Origin of the sequence: Micromonospora mangrovicola (assembly GCF_047200535.1) — a bacterium.
GTDB lineage: Bacteria > Actinomycetota > Actinomycetes > Mycobacteriales > Micromonosporaceae > Micromonospora.
The window spans coordinates 1-18937 of record NZ_JBJZOG010000086.1 but is presented as its reverse complement, the minus strand read 5'-3'; the positions used below and the strand labels follow the sequence as shown (position 1 = coordinate 18937).

At 74.4% G+C, this 18937-nt stretch carries 15 protein-coding genes and 1 pseudogene; 14 read left to right on the top strand and 2 right to left on the bottom strand.

Annotated features, from left to right (window positions below; genetic code table 11):
* Positions 1–22: 22 nt before the first annotated feature.
* Positions 23–997: a helix-turn-helix domain-containing protein gene (locus ACL02O_RS26120; RefSeq protein ID WP_412820807.1), complete on the bottom strand. Its 975-nt coding sequence runs from the start codon at positions 995–997 to the stop codon at positions 23–25.
* Positions 998–1087: 90 nt separating this feature from the next.
* Here ACL02O_RS26120 and recN point away from each other — a divergent pair, with 90 nt between their 5' ends.
* The 9 genes from recN (at position 1088) to ACL02O_RS26075 (ending at position 13758) form a co-directional block, all read left to right on the top strand.
* A complete protein-coding gene (gene recN, locus ACL02O_RS26115; protein ID WP_412820806.1) occupies positions 1088–2845 on the top strand; it encodes a DNA repair protein RecN in 1758 nt (585 codons plus the stop codon).
* A 118-nt stretch (positions 2846–2963) separates the two neighbouring features.
* Positions 2964–4142 (top strand): putative cytokinetic ring protein SteA, encoded by a 1179-nt coding sequence (gene steA, locus ACL02O_RS26110; protein ID WP_412820805.1) that lies wholly within the window; start codon positions 2964–2966, stop codon positions 4140–4142.
* 27 nt (positions 4143–4169) lie between these two features.
* The gene (locus ACL02O_RS26105) at positions 4170–5111 is read left to right on the top strand and encodes a copper transporter (protein WP_412820804.1); all 942 of its coding nucleotides are present in this window, start codon (positions 4170–4172) and stop codon (positions 5109–5111) included.
* Between the two features lie 115 nt (positions 5112–5226).
* Positions 5227–6036, top strand: a complete 810-nt coding sequence (locus ACL02O_RS26100; protein ID WP_412820817.1) for a hypothetical protein — start codon at positions 5227–5229, stop codon at positions 6034–6036.
* Between the two features lies 1 nt (position 6037).
* On the top strand, positions 6038–7732 hold the full coding sequence (gene murJ, locus ACL02O_RS26095) for a murein biosynthesis integral membrane protein MurJ (RefSeq protein WP_412820803.1): 1695 nt from the start codon (positions 6038–6040) through the stop codon (positions 7730–7732).
* On the top strand, positions 7729–8862 hold the full coding sequence (locus ACL02O_RS26090; RefSeq protein ID WP_412820802.1) for a glycosyltransferase family 4 protein: 1134 nt from the start codon (positions 7729–7731) through the stop codon (positions 8860–8862). Before murJ ends, ACL02O_RS26090 begins: the two co-directional genes overlap by 4 nt.
* Positions 8862–11216 (top strand): hypothetical protein, encoded by a 2355-nt coding sequence (locus ACL02O_RS26085; protein WP_412820801.1) that lies wholly within the window; start codon positions 8862–8864, stop codon positions 11214–11216. Before ACL02O_RS26090 ends, ACL02O_RS26085 begins: the two co-directional genes overlap by 1 nt.
* 150 nt (positions 11217–11366) lie before the next feature.
* Positions 11367–13115: a CTP synthase gene (locus ACL02O_RS26080; RefSeq protein WP_412820800.1), complete on the top strand. Its 1749-nt coding sequence runs from the start codon at positions 11367–11369 to the stop codon at positions 13113–13115.
* Positions 13116–13152: 37 nt separating this feature from the next.
* Positions 13153–13758 (top strand): NUDIX domain-containing protein, encoded by a 606-nt coding sequence (locus ACL02O_RS26075; protein ID WP_412820799.1) that lies wholly within the window; start codon positions 13153–13155, stop codon positions 13756–13758.
* A gap of 68 nt (positions 13759–13826) precedes the next feature.
* On the opposite strand, the gene ACL02O_RS26070 is transcribed toward ACL02O_RS26075, so the two are convergent.
* Positions 13827–14201 carry a TM2 domain-containing protein gene (locus tag ACL02O_RS26070; RefSeq protein ID WP_412820798.1) on the bottom strand — a complete coding sequence of 125 codons (375 nt, stop codon included), beginning with the start codon at positions 14199–14201 and terminating at the stop codon, positions 13827–13829.
* 171 nt (positions 14202–14372) lie between these two features.
* On the opposite strand from ACL02O_RS26070, the gene ald reads away from it, so the two are divergent.
* The 5 genes and pseudogenes from ald to ACL02O_RS26045 all read left to right on the top strand — a co-directional run.
* Complete coding sequence (ald, locus tag ACL02O_RS26065; protein ID WP_412820797.1) at positions 14373–15488, top strand: alanine dehydrogenase; 1116 nt, start codon at positions 14373–14375, stop codon at positions 15486–15488.
* 11 nt (positions 15489–15499) lie between these two features.
* The gene (locus tag ACL02O_RS26060) at positions 15500–16492 is read left to right on the top strand and encodes a site-specific tyrosine recombinase XerD (RefSeq protein ID WP_412820816.1); all 993 of its coding nucleotides are present in this window, start codon (positions 15500–15502) and stop codon (positions 16490–16492) included.
* A gap of 193 nt (positions 16493–16685) precedes the next feature.
* The gene (locus ACL02O_RS26055) at positions 16686–17609 is read left to right on the top strand and encodes a ParA family protein (protein ID WP_412820796.1); all 924 of its coding nucleotides are present in this window, start codon (positions 16686–16688) and stop codon (positions 17607–17609) included.
* A gap of 42 nt (positions 17610–17651) precedes the next feature.
* Positions 17652–18641 (top strand): segregation and condensation protein A, encoded by a 990-nt coding sequence (locus ACL02O_RS26050; RefSeq protein WP_412820795.1) that lies wholly within the window; start codon positions 17652–17654, stop codon positions 18639–18641.
* A gap of 4 nt (positions 18642–18645) precedes the next feature.
* Positions 18646–18937 (top strand): annotated as a pseudogene (locus ACL02O_RS26045) (SMC-Scp complex subunit ScpB); the annotation flags it as partial.

The window sequence follows — 18937 nt, the reverse complement described above, 5'->3', positions numbered from 1 at the left end:
CGGTCGCCCCGCCCGCCCCGGATCAGATCCAGGCGCGTCGGGCGGCCTGGAAGGCCAGCCCGGGACGGGTGTCAACGCCGGCGACCGCCATCAGGTCGGCGAGCCGGCGCTGCACGGTCCGTCGACTGACCCCGAGCTGGGAGGCGATGGACTTGTCCGGCACCCCGGCCACGAAGAGCGAGAGCAGCCGCACCTCGTCGGTGTCCGGCCGGTAGCCGTCACCGGCCGGCGCGAGGGCGCCGGCGATCGGCGTCGCCATCAGCCAGTGACTCTCGAAGAGGGCGAGCAGCGCGTCGAGCAGTTGGCTGCGGCCCACCACCGCGGCGCTGGGCTCGCCGCTGCCCCGGTCCGGCACCAGCGGGCAGATCGCGGTGCGGCCGTCCACGATGGCCAGCCGCACCGGCAGCCGGTCGAGCACCCGGGCCTGCTCACCGGCGCGTACGCCCCGCTCGACGTCGGCCAGCGCGCCCGGTTCGAGGAGCATGTCGCGTTCGTAGATGGCTCGGTAGCGGACGCCCCGGGCCAACGCGTCGAACTCCTCGAGGTTCTCCTGGCCCGGCATGGCCAGCGGGTTCGCCCGGCAGAACCAGAGCACCTCCACCCGGGCGCCGTTCTGCAGGTCCCGCAGGCGTTCGCGCAGCACTCGCGCTCCGGTGATCACCTCCACCAGGTGGTGGGCGTCGTGCCGGCGCATTCCGGCGCGGTAATCCTCGGTGAGCTGGGTGACCGCCGCGCGGGCCGCCTCCAGCGCCTCCTGGCGGCGCAGCAGCGCCTCGCCGAGCGGTACGTCGGGCGCCAGTGGGCGCAGCGGCGCGTCGGGCTCCGGCCCGGTCGGCAGCACCAGCCCCTTGCTGCGCAGGGCGTCGAGCTGCACGACGACCTCCGCGCGCGGCCGGCGCAGCCGCTCGACGAGTTCCTCGATCCGGGCCGTGGAGAGCTGCACCAGGCAGCGGTAGAGCTCCTCCTCGTCGGGGGTCAGGCCGATCACGTCCAACACGGGGCAGAACTGTACGACGCCGCTCGCACTGTCCCGACGCGGCGTCGCCGGCTGGTCAACTGTCAGCCCTCGCGTCTACTGTCAGGTGCTGTGCTGGAAGAGCTGCGCATCACCGGACTGGGCGTCATCGAGGACACGACGCTCCCGCTCACCGGCGGGATGAACGTCATCACCGGCGAGACCGGTGCCGGCAAGACGATGGTGGTGACCGGCCTCGGCCTGCTCTTCGGCGGCCGGGCCGACGCCGGCCGGGTGCGGGCCCAGCCCGGCCGCGCGGTGGTGGAGGGCCGGCTGCGCCTGCGCGACCGGGTGGCCGAGACGGTGCACGCCCGGATCACCGACGCCGGTGGCGACCCCGACGAGGACGGGTCGCTGCTGCTGAGCCGTACGGTCACCGTGGAGGGGCGCTCCCGGGCGCACCTGGGTGGCCGCAGCATGCCGGTGTCGATGCTGGGCGAGGTCGGCGAGCAGGTGGTGGCGGTGCACGGCCAGTCCGACCAGCTCCGGCTGCTGCGCCCGGCCGAGCAGCGGGCGTCGTTGGACCGGTTCGCCGGGCCGGAGCACGAGAAGCTGCTCGACGCGTTGCGCGAGGTCCACTCCCGGTGGCGGTCCGTGGTCGACGACCTGGCCGACCGGCGGCGCAACGCCCGCGAGCGCAACCAGGAGGCCGACCTGCTCCGCCTCGGTCTCGACGAGATCACCCGGGTCGACCCGCAGCCCGGCGAGGACGACGAGCTGAAAACGGAGGCGCAACGCCTGGAGCACGCGGAGGGGCTGCGTACCGCGGCCCAGCTCGCCCACCAGTGCGTGGCCGGCGGGGTGGAAGCGGCCGACGACACCCCGGACGCCAGCGCCCTGCTCGGCACCGCCCGGCGCACGCTGGAGGCGCAGGCCCCCACGGACCCGGCTCTGGGCGAGCTGGCCCTGCGGCTGGAGGAGGCGGCCACCCTGGTCACCGATGTCTCCGCGGAGCTCTCGGCCTACCTGGCCGGGTTGGACGCCGACCCGGCCCGCCTGCAGGCGGTCTACGAGCGGCGGGCCGCGCTGCGCGGGCTGACCCGCAAGTACGCCGACGACGTCGACGGGGTGATCGCCTGGGCCGAGCGCGCCCGCACCCGACTGTCCGACCTGGACACCTCCGACGAACTCCTGGACGAGCTGGACAAGGAGGCGGCCCGGCTCGCGGGCGAGGTGGCGGAGCTGGCCGGCCGGGTCTCCACCTCGCGGCAGGAGGCGGCGGTCCGCTTCGCCGGGCAGGTCACCGTCGAGTTGGCCGGGCTGGCCATGCCGCACGCCCGGATCGAGGTGGCGGTGCTGCCCCGGCCGGCCGGCAAGGCCGAGCCGAGCCTGGCCGTCAACGGCGTCGAGGCGGGCGTCGGCCCGGACGGTGCCGACGAGGTGGAGCTGCGCCTGCTGGCCCACCCGGGCGCGCCGGCGCTGCCGTTGCAGCGGGGTGCCTCCGGCGGCGAGCTGTCCCGGGTGATGCTCGCCATCGAGGTGGTCTTCGCCGGTTCCGGCGGCCCGCCCACCCTGGTGTTCGACGAGGTCGACGCGGGCGTCGGCGGGCAGGCGGCGGTGGAGATCGGCCGCCGGCTGGCCCGGCTCGCCCGCAGCCATCAGGTGCTGGTCGTCACGCACCTGCCGCAGGTCGCCGCGTTCGCCGACCGGCACCTGGTGGTGGCGAAGGACACCGGGGGAGCGGTGACCACCAGCGGGGTGCGTGTGGTGGAGGACACTGAGCGGGCCCGGGAGCTGGCCCGGATGTTGGCAGGTTTGCCGGATTCGGATCTGGGTATCGCGCATGCGGAGGAACTCCTGGCCGTGGCGGCCAAGGAAAGGCGTCCGTGACCCCGGGTTTGTGAGCGCAAGCACACCGGCATGCGCTCGGGTGTGCTTCCCTGGGTAGGCGGCCCTGCTCAGGCATGTCGCGACAGCAAAACCTGCCTCACATGCCAGGATGGTCACGATGCGTCTACCCACGTTGCGCCGGAACCGGAGCGCGGAACCGGGCTCGATCCTCGGCACCGCGCGCCTCGACCGCCGGACGAAACGGCTGGTCGGCCGGCTCCGGCCCGGGGACATCGCGGTCATCGACCACGTCGACCTGGACCGGGTGGCCGCCGACTCGCTGGTGGCCGTCGGCGTCGCCGCCGTGCTCAACGCCAAGCCCTCGGTCTCCGGGCGCTACCCGAACCTCGGCCCCGAGGTGTTGATCTCCGCCGGCATCCCGCTCCTGGACGACCTGGGCGAGAGCGCCTTCGAGCAGATCCGCGAGGGCGACGTGGTGCGGATCGAGGGCAACACCGTGTTCGTCGGCGAGGAGCCGGTCGCGCACGGCGCGCTGCAGGACGCCGAGACGGTGGCCAAGTCGATGGCGGACGCCCGTGAGGGGCTGTCGGTCCAGTTGGAGGCGTTCGCCGCCAACACCATGGACTACCTCAAGCAGGAGCGCGACCTGCTGCTCGACGGTGTCGGCGTGCCGGAGATCCAGACGCAGATCCAGGGGCGGCACTGCCTGATCGTGGTCCGGGGCTACGACTACAAGGCCGACCTGGACGTGCTGCGCCCGTACATCCGGGAGTTCAAGCCGGTGCTGATCGGCGTGGACGGCGGCGCGGATGCCCTGGTCGAGGCCGGCTACACGCCTGACATGATCATCGGCGACATGGATTCGGTCACCGACGACGTGCTGCGCTGCGGCGCCGAGGTGATCGTGCACGCCTACCCGGACGGCCGCGCGCCCGGCCTGCCCCGGGTGAACGGACTGGGCGTGCCGGCGATCACCTTCCCGGCCGCCGCGACCAGCGAGGACCTGGCCATGCTGCTGGCCGACGAGAAGGGCGCCTCGCTGCTGGTCGCCGTCGGCACCCACGCCACCCTGGTGGAGTTCCTGGACAAGGGCCGGGGCGGCATGGCCTCGACCTTCCTGACCCGGTTGAAGGTGGGCGGCAAGCTGGTCGACGCCAAGGGCGTGAGCCGGCTCTACCGGCAGAGCATCTCCGGCTCCTCGCTGCTGCTGCTGGTCCTCTCGGCGGTGGCCGCGATGGCCTCCGCCGTGGCGGTCTCCACCGTGGGGAAGGCGTATTTGGGCGTGGTCTCCGAATGGTGGGACAATTTCGTGTTCCAGCTCGGCCAGCTCTTCTAGCTCCCCGACGATCAAGAGGCTGCAAGCGTGATCAACTTCCGCTACCACGTGGTGTCCCTGACCGCGGTCTTCCTGGCGTTGGCGATCGGCCTGGTGGTCGGCACGGCCGCCCTCAACGGGCCGGTCGCCGACTCGCTGAAGGAGAACGTCAACGCGCTGCGCAAGGACAACTCGCAGATGCGCCAGTCGGTCAACAGCCTGCAGAAGGAACTGGACATGGAGGAGGACTTCGCCGCCGAGATGGCGCAGGTCGTCCTCCCCGGCAAGCTGACCGGCCACCGGGTGCTGGTGCTCAGCCTGCCCAGCGGGCGCGAGCACACCGAGGGCGTGGTGAAGATGCTCCAGCTCGCCGGGGCCAGCGTCACCGGCCGGGTCGACATCCAGGACAAGTTCATCAACCCGGACAGCAACAACAACCTGCTGGAGTTGGCGGTCACCGCCGCCCGCCCGAACAGCGTGCCCACCTCGGGCCTGCCCGGCAACGGGCACGGGGTGGAGACCTCCAGCGCACTGCTCGCCAGCGTCCTGCTGGACCGGCCGGAGGGCAGCCCGCCGGTCAGCGACGCGGATCGCCGGGCGGTGCTCCAGGCGTACGCGACCGCCGGCTACCTCACCCCGGACGACAAGATCTCCGGAGCCGCCGAGGCGGTGGTGCTGGTCAGCGGCCAGCCGTACGTGGACAAGGACTCGGCGAAGAAGGACGAGTCGGTGGTGAAGATCGCCGAGCAGTTCGACCGGACCGGGGCGATCGTGGTCGGCGGGATGGGCTCGGCCGGCGGCAACGTGGTCGCCGTGGTTCGCGGCGACCCGGTGCTGTCCCAGACCATCTCGACCGTCGACAACGCCAACACCGTGCAGGGCCAACTGGTCACCACGCTCGCCCTCGTGCAGCAGGTGACCGAGAAGAAGTCCGGTCAGTACGGCGTCGGTGACAACGCCGCGTCGCTGCTGCCTAAACTGCCCCAGTGACCGCGGGACCGGTGTCCGGTCCGTGCCGAGTCGCGCTGGGAATCCGGATCGGAGGGGTCGCGTGAGACTGGGTCGGTTGCTGGCCGTCGGCGCGGGGGCCGTCGCCGCCCGCTACATGCTGCGGGAGGTGCGCACCTCTCCGGGCGCCCCGGCCCTGGAGCGGACCAACTTCCGGGGCCGCACGGTGACCCTGGCCGCCGGCCCGGCCCTCGCCGTCGGAGCCGCCACCGCCGGCGCCCTCGGCGCGGGCAGCGCCCCGGCCGGGGCCGCCGCGCTGCTCGCCGGGGTCGGTGCCGGCTCGGTCGGGCTGTACGACGACATCGTCGGGGCCCGCCCCGAGCAGAAGGCCGCCAAGGGCTTCGCCGGGCACCTCGCCGCACTGCGCGAGGGGCGGGTCACCGCCGGCCTCGTCAAGATCGCCGGGGTGGGCGCGGCGGGTCTCGGCGCGGCCGCGCTGCTCGCCGCCGACAAGCGGGTCGCCGCCCACCCGCGCCGGCAGCGCGCCGGCGTCCTCGGCCGCGGCCTCGACGTGCTGCTCGGCGCCGGCGTGGTGGCCGGCACCGCCAACCTGCTCAACCTGCTCGACCTGCGCCCCGGCCGGGCGCTCAAGTCCGGCATGCTGCTCGGCGCGCCGTTGAGCGGCGGCCCGTACGGCGGGATCGCCGCCGGCGCGGTCGGGGCCGCCGCCGGGCTGGTCCGCGAGGACCTCGACGAGCGGGTGATGCTCGGCGACAGCGGCGCCAACGCCCTCGGCGCGCTGCTCGGGGTCAGCCTGGCCGCCCGGACCGGCCCGATCGGCCGGGCCGGCGTCCTCGCCGTGCTCGCCGCGCTGACCGCCGCCAGCGAGAAGGTCAGCTTCACCCAGGTGATCCAGCGGACCCCGGGGCTGCGGGAACTCGACGAGCTGGGCCGGCTCGCCGACTGACGTGACGAAACCGGCACCCCTCACCGGCGCCGGCCGCGTGGCCGGAGCAGCCGCCCTCATCGCCGTCCTCACCGTGGTCAGCCGGCTCGCCGGCTTCGGCCGCAGCGTCGTGTTCACCTGGACGCTCGCCCCCACCGACCTGGGCGGCGCGTACCTGATCGCGAACAACGTCCCGAACTTCATCTTCGAGATCGTCGCCGGCGGCGCGCTGGCCAGCCTCGTCGTACCGCTGCTGGCGGCCGCGGTCGACCGGGGCGACCGGCGGGCGGTGGCGGCCACCACCGGCGCCCTGCTCACCTGGGTGCTCGCCCTGCTGGTGCCGCTCGCGGTGCTGGTCGCGCTCTTCGCCGACCCGCTGATCGCGTTGCAGGGCTCCGGCCTGAGCGAGGTGCAGCAGCAGGTCGGCGCGCGCATGCTGAGGGTGTTCGCCCCCCAGTTGCCGCTGTACGGGGTCGGCATCGTGCTCACCGGGGTGCTCCAGGCGCACCGGCGGTTCGCCTGGCCGGTACTCGCCCCGCTGCTGTCCAGCGTCACCGTCATCACGGTCTACCTCGGCTTCACCGCCGCCGAGGGGCGGCTGGCCACCGTGCGGCAGGTCAGCCCCGCCGGTGAGCTGCTGCTCTCCGGCGGCACCACGCTCGGCGTGGTGGTGCTCTCCCTCTGCCTGCTCGTCCCGCTCCGTCGGCTCCGGCTGCCGCTGCGGCCGGGCTTCCGGTTCCCCGCCGAGGCCCGGGCCCGGGTCGGCGGGCTGGCCGTCGCCGGCCTGGTGACCGTCGCCGCCCAGCAGGTCGCCCTGATCGTGGCGCTCAACCAGGTCTCCTACGGGGCCAGGGCCAACCTGGGTGTCTACAACATCGCCCAGACGATCTACTTCCTGCCCTGGTCGGTGCTGGCCGTGCCGCTAGCCGTGACCGCCTACCCGACCCTGGCGGCGGCGCGCGCGGCGGGCGACGAGCGGACCTACCGGGAGACGCTCGCCCCGGCGGTCCGCGGGGTGGTGCTGTTCAGCCTGCTCGGCACCGCCGCGCTGGTCGGCACGGCGATCCCGGTCGGGCACTTCTTCTTCGACGCCGAGGCGGCCCGGACGGCGGCGGCCGGCATCGCCGGTTTCGCCCCCGGGCTGCTCGGCTACGGCCTCTTCGCCGTGCTCACCCGGGCCCTCTACGCCCGCGGCGAGACCCGGGCGGCGACCGTCGCCACCGCCGTGGGCTGGCTGACCGTGCCGGTCCTGGCGGTCGTGCTCGGCCACCTCCTGCCGCTCGCCGACCGGGTGCTCGCGGTGACCCTCGCCACCTCCGTCGGCATGCTGGTGCTCGGCGGCCTGCTGATCGCCGCCGTGCTGCGCGCCGCCGGCCGGGCCGCGCTGGCCGGCGTCGGGCGCACCGGCGCCGCCGGGCTGCTCGCCGCCGGCGTCGCGGGGCTCGGCGGCGCGGCCACCTCCCGGTGGCTCGCCGGCCTCTCCGGCGGGACCCCGACGACATCGGAGGCGCTCGTGCACGGCATGCTGTCCGGGGCCGTGGTCGGTGCCCTGTTCCTCGCCGTAGCCTGGCTGACCGACGAGCGGGACGTCCGGCCGCTGCTCGCCGCCGTGGCCCGCCGGCTCCGGCGGCGCCGCCCACCGGGCGGGTCCGACGACACGCCGACGGACCGGCGTCCCGCGGCGCGGGGCGACGGAAGGGAGAGCATTTCCTCATGACGGACGCCACGCCGGCGGCGCGCTGGCCCGGCTCGGTGGCCCTGGTGCTCGCTTCCAGCACCGGCGGCGTGGGGCAGCACATCCGCTCGGTCACCCGGGGGCTGACCGCCGCCGGCGCGTCCGTGCTGGTCTGCGGCCCGGCCGCCACCCAGGACCAGTTCGACTTCACCGGGGTCGGGGCCCGGTTCGTGCCGGTGGAGATCCCGGCCAGCCCCACGCCGGCCGACGCCCGGGCGGTCACCGCGCTGCGGCGGGCCCTGGCCGACAACCCGGTGGACGTGGTGCACGCCCACGGGCTGCGGGCGGGCCTCGTCGCCGTCCTCGCCCGGCCGGCCGCGCCGCTCGTGGTGACCTGGCACAACGCGGTCCTGGCCGGGGGCCTGCGGGGGCGGCTGTCCCGGCTCGCCGAGCGGATCGTCGCCCGCAACGTCCGGGTCGCCCTGGGCGCCTCCGACGACCTGGTGGAGCGGGCCGCCGCGCTGGGCGCGACCGACGCCCGCCTCGCCCCGGTCGCCGCGCCGGCGCTGCCCGCGCCGCGCCGCCGCCGGGCCGCCGTCCGCGCCGAGTTCGGGCTCGCCCCCGACCGGCCGCTGATCGTCTCGGTGGGCCGGCTGCACCCGCAGAAGCGGTACGACGTCCTGATCGACGCCGCCGCTCGCTGGCGTACCCGGAACCCGGCCCCGGCCGTGGTGATCGCCGGCAGCGGGCCCGCGTACCTGCAACTCGCCGCGCGGATCTCCGCGGCCCGGGCCCCGGTGACCCTGCTCGGGCACCGCACCGACGTGGCCGACCTGCTCGCCGGGGCCGACCTGGCGCTGGTGACCAGCGACTGGGAGGCCCGGCAGCTGTTCGCCCAGGAGGCGCTGAGCGCCGGCGTACCTTTGGTGGCGACCGCCGTGGGCGGGCTGCCGGAGTTGGTCGGCGACGCCGCGGTGCTGGTGCCGGCGGGCGACGTCGACGCGGTCGACGCGGCCGTCCGTGACCTGCTGGACGACGAGGCCCGCCGGGCCGACCTGGGCCGCCGGGGCGCCGCCCGGGCCGCGACCTGGCCGACCGAGGCGGACACCGTGACCGCGCTGGCCGACCTCTACGCCGAGCTGGCCCCCGAGCCGTCGATGAGGACCCGGTGATGCTGCGCAGACTCACCCCGGCCCTGCTGACCCTGGTCGTGGTGGCGCTCGGCATCACCGCGCTGGCGGCCCGCCCGGACAACGGCGGCCCGCGGCGCAGCGCCGACTTCGTGGTGCTGGCCGGGGTGGCCGGGCTGCGCTGGGAGGACGTCGACCCGCAGACCACCCCCACCCTGTGGCGGATGGCCGAGCAGGGCTCCATCGGCTCCCTCTCGGTACGCTCCGCGCACCGACCCACCTGCCCGGTGGACGGCTGGCTCACCCTCGGTGCGGGCAGCTTCGCCGCCTGGCAGGGCAATCCCCGGGTGGGCGACTGCCCGGCCACCGGGGTGACCATCGAGCAGCCCGACGGCATCGGCGCGAACCTGCCCGACCAGGAGAGCGTCGTGGCGTACAACCAGGACAAGCTCTCCTGGGGCGCGACGCCCGGCGCACTGTCGGAGTCCGTCCGCTGCTCGGTGGCGGTCGGGCCGGGCGGGGCGGTGGCCGCCGCCCGACCGTTCGGCCGGGTCGACCGGTACGCGCCGGTCCTCCCCGCCGACCCGGCCAAGCTGCTCGGCTCGTGCGTGCTCAGCATCGTCGACCTGGGCACGGTCGACGGCGTGGACCCGGCGGTCCGGGCCGCCCAGGTCCGGCAGGCCGACGCCCAACTCGCCCGGGTACTCGCCGCCCGGCCACCCCGTTCGCTGGTGATGGTCGCCGGCGTCTCCGACACCGACGCGCCCTCCCGGCTGCACGTGGCGATCGCCGACGGCCCCGGCTGGGAGCGTGGCTGGCTGACCTCACCGAGCACCGCGCGGGAGGGCTACCTGCAACTGGTCGACCTGGCACCCACGGCCCTCGCGGCGCTCGGCCGGCCGATGCCGGAGCGGCTCTTCCTCGGCCGTCCCGCGGTCTCCGTCGGCGGCCGCCCGGCCGACCTGCGGACCGCGATCGACCAGCCGGCCGACGCCGACCGGGAGGCCGCCGCGCAGCGCCAGGTGGCCAGCTGGTTCTTCACGCTCCTCGCCGTCGCCCAGGTGGCCCTCGCCGTCGCGGTGCTGCCGCTGCTGCGCCGGGCCCGCCGGCACGCCGGCCCGCACGGCCCCGAACCGGTGTCCCGGCGGGTGGTGGCGGTGGTCGAGCTGCTGCTGATCGCCGCCGCGCTGGCGGTGCCGGCGGCCCTGCTCGCCGACGCGGCGCCCTGGTGGCGTGGATCGCACGCCGGCTGGTGGTTCGGCGTGGTCACCGTGCTGCTGATCGTCGGCGGCACGGCCGCGGTCCGGTTCAGCCCCGGGTACGGCGGCACCCTCGGCCCGCTCGGCGCGGTCGCCGGCCTGGCCACCCTGGTCGTCGGCGTGGACGTGGTCACCGGCTCCCGGCTGCAGCTCAACGGCGTGGTCGGCTACTCGTCGCTGGAGGGCGGCCGGTACGCCGGCCTCGGCACCGTGGGGCTGGGCGTGTTCATCGCCGGGTCGCTGCTCTGCGGCGGCTGGCTCGCCCAGCGGGTCCGCCGGCCCTGGCGGCCCCTGGTCATGGTGACCGTCGGCGGGGCCGCCGTGGTGATCGTCGGCAGCCCCTACCTGGGGTCGGACTCGATCGGCGCGATCGCGCTCACCGCCGGGGTGAGCGTCGCGGCCGCGATCTGCTCCGGGGGCTGGTTGACCATCAGCCGGCTGGCCTGGGCCACCATGGCCGGCCTGGCGGTGACCATCGGCTTCGCCGTGGTGGACCTGCACCGGCCGGAGGCCGAGCGGGGCAGCGTCGGGCGGTTCCTCGCCGCCCTGAGCGACGGCACGGGCGGGCTCACCGTCCACCGGGCCAGCAGCGCCAACGTGCAGACGCTGGTGGACAGCCCGCTGACCGTGCTGGCCCTGGCCGGGGCCGCGCTGGTCTGGCTCGCGCTCTACCAGCCCTGGGGCGGGCTGCTGCGGCTGTTCGGCATCTACCCGGCGATCCGGGCCGCGATGGCGGGCACCGGCGTGGCGGCCGGCCTCGGCGGCGTGCTCGGCGGCTCGGCCCTGGACGTGGCGGGGTCGGCTGGCGCCCTGGTGGTGCCGATGGCGGCCCTGGCCGCCCTGCGGGTGCTCGACCACTCCACCGACCGCACCCAGCCCGGCGGCGGGCGGCCGGGGGAGGAGGAGCCGACCGGCGGCCCCACCGGGGACGACCCGGACGGCGGCCGTACCGGCCGCCCGGCCGAGCCGGACGGACCCGCCCGGCCGAACGCCGACGCCGGTCCGGCCGCGGGGCCGACCGGCCCGGCCGGGGCCCAGGAGAATTCGGAGCCGTCGCGCGGGCCGGCCGACGCCGCCCGCCCGGCGCGGGTGCCGGCCCAGGCCCGCCCGGCATCGACGCGGGTGCCCGCCGGCTGAGCCGGAACCGGATTCACGTGCGACGACGGCGGGTGCGACGCAGGTCCGGGCCGGATGAGGTGTTACCGTGGAATCCCGTGGATCGCGTGATCACTTGGCTGATCGGCACGGCGGTTCGCACGACCGCTACGGACGACACGGGAGCAGGCCTTGGCCCCTTCAGCACGGACGACCAGGCACATTTTCGTCACCGGGGGCGTCGCCTCCTCGCTGGGTAAGGGCCTCACCGCCTCCAGCCTTGGCAATCTGCTGACCGCGCGCGGGCTGCGCGTGGTGATGCAGAAGCTCGACCCGTACCTCAACGTCGATCCCGGGACGATGAACCCGTTCCAGCACGGTGAGGTCTTCGTCACCGAGGACGGGGCCGAGACCGACCTCGACGTCGGCCACTACGAGCGCTTCCTCGACCGGGCCCTGTCCGGCAAGGCGAACGTCACCACCGGGCAGATCTACTCGGACGTGATCGCCAAGGAGCGGCGCGGCGAGTACCTGGGCGACACCGTCCAGGTCATCCCGCACATCACCAACGAGATCAAGTCGCGGATCCTCGGCATGGCCGAGCCGGACCCCGAGGGTCAGGTCCCCGACGTGGTGATCACCGAGGTCGGCGGCACGGTCGGCGACATCGAGTCGCTGCCGTTCCTCGAGGCGATCCGCCAGGTCCGGCACGACCTGGGCCGGGACAACTGCTTCTACCTGCACGTCTCGCTGGTCCCCTACCTGGCGCCGTCGGGCGAGCTGAAGACCAAGCCGACCCAGCACTCGGTGGCGCAGCTGCGCAGCATCGGTATCCAGCCGGACGCCCTGGTGCTGCGCTGCGACCGGGACATCCCGGACAAGGTGAAGGAGAAGCTCTCCCTCTACTGCGACGTGGACCGGGAGGCGGTCACCGCCGCCCCGGACGCGCCGAGCATCTACGACATCCCGAAGGTGCTGCACCGGGAGGGCCTCGACGCGTACGTGGTGCGCCGGCTCGGCCTCTCCTTCCGGGACGTGGACTGGACCAGCTGGGACGACCTGCTGGACCGGGTGCACCAGCCGCGCCACACGGTGACCGTGGCGCTGGTCGGCAAGTACGTCGACCTGCCCGACGCCTACCTGTCGGTGAGCGAGGCGATCCGGGCCGCCGGCTTCGGCCACCGGGCCCGGGTGCAGCTGCGCTGGGTGCCCAGCGACGACTGCGTCACCCCGGCCGGCGCGGCAGCCGCCCTGGCCGGCGTGGACGGCATCGTCATCCCCGGCGGCTTCGGCGTGCGGGGCATCGAGGGCAAGATCGGCACCGCCCGGTACGCCCGGGAGAACGGCATCCCGCTGCTCGGCCTCTGCCTCGGCCTGCAGTGCATGACCATCGAGGTGGCCCGCCACCTCGCCGGCCTCGACGGGGCGAACTCCCTCGAGTTCGACGAGGAGGCCAAGCACCCGGTCATCGCCACCATGGCCGACCAGGAGGACATCGTCGCCGGCCGGGGCGACCTGGGCGGCACCATGCGGCTCGGGGCGTACCCGGCGAAGCTGACCGAGGGCTCGCTGGTCGCCGAGGCGTACGGCAGCACCGAGGTCAGCGAGCGGCACCGGCACCGGTACGAGGTGAACAACGCCTACCGCGACCAGCTCACCAAGGCCGGCCTGCACATCTCCGGCACCTCGCCGGACGGCCGCCTGGTCGAGTTCATCGAGCTGGACCGCAGCCTGCACCCGTTCTTCGTGGCCACCCAGGCGCACCCGGAGCTGAAGAGCCGGCCGACCCGGCCGCACCCGCTGTTCGCCGCGTTCGTCGAGGCCGCCGTCGCGTACTCCGAGGCCGACCAGCTGCCGGTCGACCTGGCGGACACCGCGGGGGCGAAGAAGGCGAGCCGCAACGGCACCGCCGCCGCGGCGAAGGCGGCGTCCGCGTCATGAGCGGGCGGAGCATGCGGCTCAGCGGCGGGGTGGCGGCGTGAGCGGCGTCGAGCACCGGTACGAGGTGACCGACCACCGGGAGATCTGGTCCGGCCGGATCTTCTCGGTGGTCAGCGACGACGTCACCATGCCCGGCGGCGGCACCGCCTCCCGCGACTGGGTCACGCACGTCGGCGCGGTCGCCGTGGTGGCGCTCGACGACGCGGGCCAGGTGGTGCTGATCCGGCAGTACCGGCACCCGGTCGGCCGGCACCTGTGGGAGCTGCCCGCCGGGCTGATGGACGTGCGCGGCGAGGACCTCGCCGCCGCCGCGCGGCGGGAACTGGCCGAGGAGGCCGACCTCACCGCGGGCGCCGTCGACGTCCTGGTCGACCTGCACAGCTCGCCGGGCTTCACCAACGAGGTGGTCCGGGTCTTCCTGGCCCGCGACCTCGCCGACGTGCCCGCCGACCAGCGGCACGACCGCACCGAGGAGGAGGCCGACCTCCAGGTGGTCCGGGTCGACCTCGACGAGGCGGTCCGGATGGTGCTCGCCGGGGAAATCACCAACGCCTCCTGCGTGGCCGGGCTGCTCGCCGCCGCCCGGGCCCGGGAGACCGGCTTCGCCGAGCTGCGCCGTCCGAAGGCGCCGCTGCCCCGCTGAGCGGGATCCGGCACGACGAAGGGGCCGCACGGTGCTCAGCACCGCGCGGCCCCTTCGTGTTCCGACCTTCAGTCGCGCAGCGGACGCCCCTGGCCGTCGACGCCGCCGTTGACCAGGATCAGGATGCCGTCGATGAGGCCCCAGATCGCACCGAAGCCGCAGGTCACGAAGGTCACCACGAGCTGGATCACGCCGGTCTTGGTGTCGCCCATGTAGAACCGGCCGACACCGAAACCGCCAAGAAGGATCTGCAGGATGCCCGCGACGACCTTGCTCTTGTCGGAGACGCCCTGGGGGTACTGCTGGTAAGGAGGAGTGGTCATGAGCCGACACCTTAGTGATCCACTGCTGTCCTGTCCGCACCGCCGCCCCGACGGTGGGACGATATTTACCGAACATTGTCCTGACGGCCGAGGCGGTCTCCACCGCCCAGCCCGGTCCATGCCTGACACATCGTCAGGACGACCGGGCACCGGATGTCACTGTGCTGGCCTCCGGGCACTTTCCACGCGCCTAGACTGCCGCCGGCGGGACCGGTGGACCGCGTCGGCAATGGGGCCGCCGCGGCGCCGAGCAGTCGGGGGTGAGCAGCCCCGAAGGAAGGTGTCTGCATCGTGAAGGTCGGAATCCCACGCGAGGTCAAGAACCACGAGTACCGCGTGGCGATCACGCCCGCGGGCGTCAACGAGTTCACCCGCCACGGCCACGAGGTCTTCGTCGAGTCCGGCGCGGGTGTCGGCTCCAGCATCACCGATGACGAGTTCGCCGCCGCCGGCGCGAAGATCCTGGCCACCGCCGACGAGGTCTGGGACGCCGCCGAGCTGGTGCTCAAGGTCAAGGAGCCGATCGCCGAGGAGTACCACCGGATGCGCGAGGGGCAGGTGCTCTTCACCTACCTGCACCTGGCCGCCTCCAGGGAGTGCACCGACGCGCTGGTGGACCGCAAGGTCACCGGCATCGCGTACGAGACCGTCGAGCTGCCCGACCGCTCCCTGCCGCTGCTCGCCCCGATGTCCGAGGTGGCCGGCCGGCTCGCCCCGCAGGTGGGCGCCTTCTACATGATGCGCACCGGCGGCGGCCGGGGCGTGCTGCCCGGCGGCGTGTCCGGGGTGTACGCGGCCAAGACCGTGGTCATCGGCGCCGGCGTGTCCGGCATGAACGCCGCCGCGATCGCCCTCGGCCTGCAGTCCGAGGTGCTGCTGCTGGACAAGAACGTGGCCCGGCTGCGTCAGGCCGACGCCATCTACCGGGGCCACCTGCAGACCGTGGCCTCGAACGCGTACGAGATCGAGCGGGCCGTGCTCGACGCCGACCTGGTCATCGGCGCGGTGCTGGTCCCCGGCGCGAAGGCCCCGAAGCTCATCTCCAACGAGCTGGTCTCCCGGATGAAGCCGGGCAGCGTGCTCGTCGACATCGCCATCGACCAGGGTGGCTGCTTCGAGGACTCGCGCCCCACCACGCACGCCGACCCGGTCTACAAGGTGCACGAGTCGATCTTCTACTGCGTCGCGAACATGCCGGGCGCGGTGCCGAACACCAGCACCCACGCGCTGACCAACGTCACCCTCCCGTACGCCCTGGAGCTGGCCAACCAGGGCTGGCGGCAGGCGCTGCGCAACGACCCGGCCCTCGCCCTGGGCCTGAACACCCACGCCGGCCGGGTCGTCTACGGCCCCGTCGCCGAGGCGCACGGCATGGACGTGCTGCCGCTGGCCGAGGTGCTCGGCTGAGGGGTGGCGACCTGACCACCACCACGGAAGGGGCCGGCGCGGGCGGGGAGCCCGCGCCGGCCCTGCGCCGTGCCGTGCGGGGATACCTGGATCACCTCACCGTCGAACGTGGACTCTCCACGAACACCCTCGCCTCGTACCGCCGGGACCTGGACCGCTACCTCGCCACCCTGGCCGCCGCCGGGGTGACCGACCTGGCCACCGTCGGGCCCGCCGAGGTCGAGGGGCACCTGGCCCGGCTGCGCGCCGGCGACGCCGACCACCCGCCGCTCGCGGTCTCCTCCGCCGCCCGCGCCGCCAGCGCCGTCCGCGGCCTGCACCGCTTCGCGCTGCGCGAGGGGATGGCCGGCGGCGACCCGGCCCGGGACGTCCGCCCGCCCACACCGGCGCGCCGGCTGCCCCGGGCGCTCCCCGTCGAGGACGTGCTCCGCCTGCTGGAGACCGCCGGCCCGGTCACCGCCACCGGTGACGCGGCGCCCCGCGCGCTGCGCGACCGGGCGCTGCTGGAGTTCCTGTACGGGACCGGGGCGCGCATCTCCGAGGCGGTGGGCGCGGCGGTGGACGACCTGGACCTCGACGAGGGCGCGGTGCTGCTGCGCGGCAAGGGCGGGAAGACCCGCCTGGTCCCGGTGGGCGGGTACGCCGTCGAGGCGCTGCGCGCCTGGCTGGTGCGGGGGCGCCCGGCGCTGACGGCGGCCGGCCGGGGCACTGCGGCGGTCTTCGTCAACGCCCGGGGCGGCCCGCTGACCCGGCAGGGCGCCTGGGCGGTGCTGCGCGGCGCGGCCGAGCGGGCCGGCCTGCCGGTGACCGGCGGCGACGCGGTCTCCCCGCACACCCTGCGCCACTCGTACGCCACGCACCTGCTCGACGGCGGCGCCGACGTCCGGGTGGTGCAGGAACTGCTCGGCCACGCCTCGGTCACCACCACCCAGGTGTACACGTTGGTCACCGTGGAACGGCTGCGTGAGGTCTACGCGACCGCGCACCCGCGGGCCCGCGGCTGACCTCTTCGGACGCGGTGCCCGCCCCGGTGGGCCGACACGCCGACCCGGTACCGAACGCGCTGCTGGCGGGTGGCGTACAGTCGGCATCGGCGCGGACCTCAAGGGGCGACGAACCGCAGGGTGCGCAACGGCGCCACGAGGGACGTCGGACGGCTCCGACGCCGGGTGGTCGTCGGGAGGGGGCAACGAGGACATGGCAGGCAACGAGGACCGTGCCGAGACCTGGACGTCGGAGCTCCGTGAGCAGCAGGCGTCGCTGGGCGGGGACCTCGGCCCGGCCGACCCGGCCGCCTACACCATGCGCAAGCCGATCCCGGAGCCGATGCCGACCGACCGGCACGGCCCGGCGCGGATCATCGCGATGGCCAACCAGAAGGGCGGCGTCGGCAAGACCACGACGACCATCAACCTCGGCGCCGCGCTCGCCGAGTACGGCCGCAAGGTACTGCTGGTCGACTTCGACCCGCAGGGCGCCCTCTCGGTCGGTCTCGGGGTCAACCCGCACAACCTCGACCTGTCGGTCTACAACCTGCTCATGCAGGACGACATCACCGCCGAGGACGTCCTGATCAAGACCGATGTCGCCGGGCTGCACCTGCTGCCGGCCAACATCGACCTCTCCGCCGCCGAGATCCAGCTGGTCAACGAGGTCGCCCGGGAGATGGCCCTGGCCCGGGTGCTCAAGACCATCCGCAAGGAGTACGACTTCATCCTGATCGACTGCCAGCCCTCGCTGGGCCTGCTGGCGATCAACGCGCTCACCGTGGCGCACGGCGTGCTCATCCCGCTGGAGTGCGAGTTCTTCAGCCTGCGCGGTGTCGCGCTGCTGCTGGACACCATCGACAAGGTGCGCGAACGGCTCAACTTCGACCTCGAGCTCGAGGGCATCCTCGCCACCATGTACGACTCCCGCACCACCCACTGCCGGCAGGTGCTGCAGCGGGTGGTGGAGGCGTTCGGCGACAAGGTCTACCAGACCGTGATCACCAAGACGGTGAAGTTCCCGGAGTCGACCGTGGCCGGCGCCCCGATCACCACCCTCGACCCGGCCTCCTCCGGCGCGCGCAACTACCGGCAACTGGCCCGCGAGGTGATCGCCGCCCAGGCCGACCGGTAGGGGCGAACACCGGGTGTCCGGACCGTGGACTACGGTTTTCCGGTGACCGCACCGCCCCTCGACCCGCCTGCCCGGCCCGGCACCGGCGAAGCCGTGACCGCCGAGCTGGCGGCCGAGGCCGACGGCGTGGTCCCCGCCGCCGCGGCGACCGTCGAGGAGGCCAGCGGGTTCACCGTACGGCTGCACAACTTCACCGGCCCGTTCGACCTGCTGCTCCAGCTGATCAGCAAGCACAAGCTCGACGTCACCGAGGTGGCCCTGCACAAGGTCACCGACGAGTTCATCGCGTACATCCGGGCGATGGGCGACCAGTGGGACCTGGACGAGACCAGCGAGTTCCTGCTGATCGCGGCCACCCTGCTCGACCTCAAGGCGGCCCGGCTGCTGCCCGCCGCCGAGGTGGAGGACGAGGAGGACCTGGCCCTGCTGGAGGCGCGGGACCTGCTCTTCGCCCGGCTGCTGCAGTACAAGGCGTACAAGGAGGCGGCGGCGCACCTGGCCGAGCTGGAGTCGGTCGGCGGTCGCCGCTACCCCCGCGCGGTCACCCTGGAACCCCGGTACGCCGAGGCCCTGCCCGACCTGGTGCTCGGGATCGGCGCGGAGCGGCTGCTCAAGCTCGCCCTGAAGGCGATGACCCCGAAGCCGGTGCCCGAGGTGTCGATCGCCCACGTGCACATGGTCCGGGTCAGCGTCCGGGAGCACGCCGAGATCCTCACCGGGCGGCTGCGCCGCGCCGGCACCGCCACCTTCTCGTTGCTCTGCGCCGACTGCGAGATCACCCTGGAGGTGGTGGCCCGCTTCCTGGCCCTGCTGGAGCTCTACCGGCAGGGGCTGGTCGCCTTCGTCCAGGAGCAGGCGCTGGAGGAGTTGACCGTGCGGTGGACCGGCCCCGCCGAGGGCGAGACCGAACTGACCATCGACGAGTACGCCGGCTCCCCGGAGCCGGCCGCCCCGCCCGCCCCGGCGGCCGACGTGCCGGTGGCCGACGCCCCACCCGCCTCGGCGGACGACCCCGCACCGATTCAGGAGTGACCCGATGAGCGACGAGGAGCGCCGCGATTCGCTGGCCGACCAGGCCGCCGCCTGGGTCCCCCCGTGGGAGCGACCCACCCCACCGAAGCCCGAGCCCACCCCGACCGCCGACCCCCAGCCGGCCCCCGACGCGGCGCCGGACCCATCCGCGGATCTTGTAAGAGAGTGGCCCGTGGAGGGGCCGAATTCCGCCAGGATCTCCGCGGCGACCGGAGGCAGCCCGACGGGGACCGCGATGGAAGACGAGCCGACGGGCGCGGGCGAACCGAGCGCGGCCGAGCTGGCGCGCGCGGAGG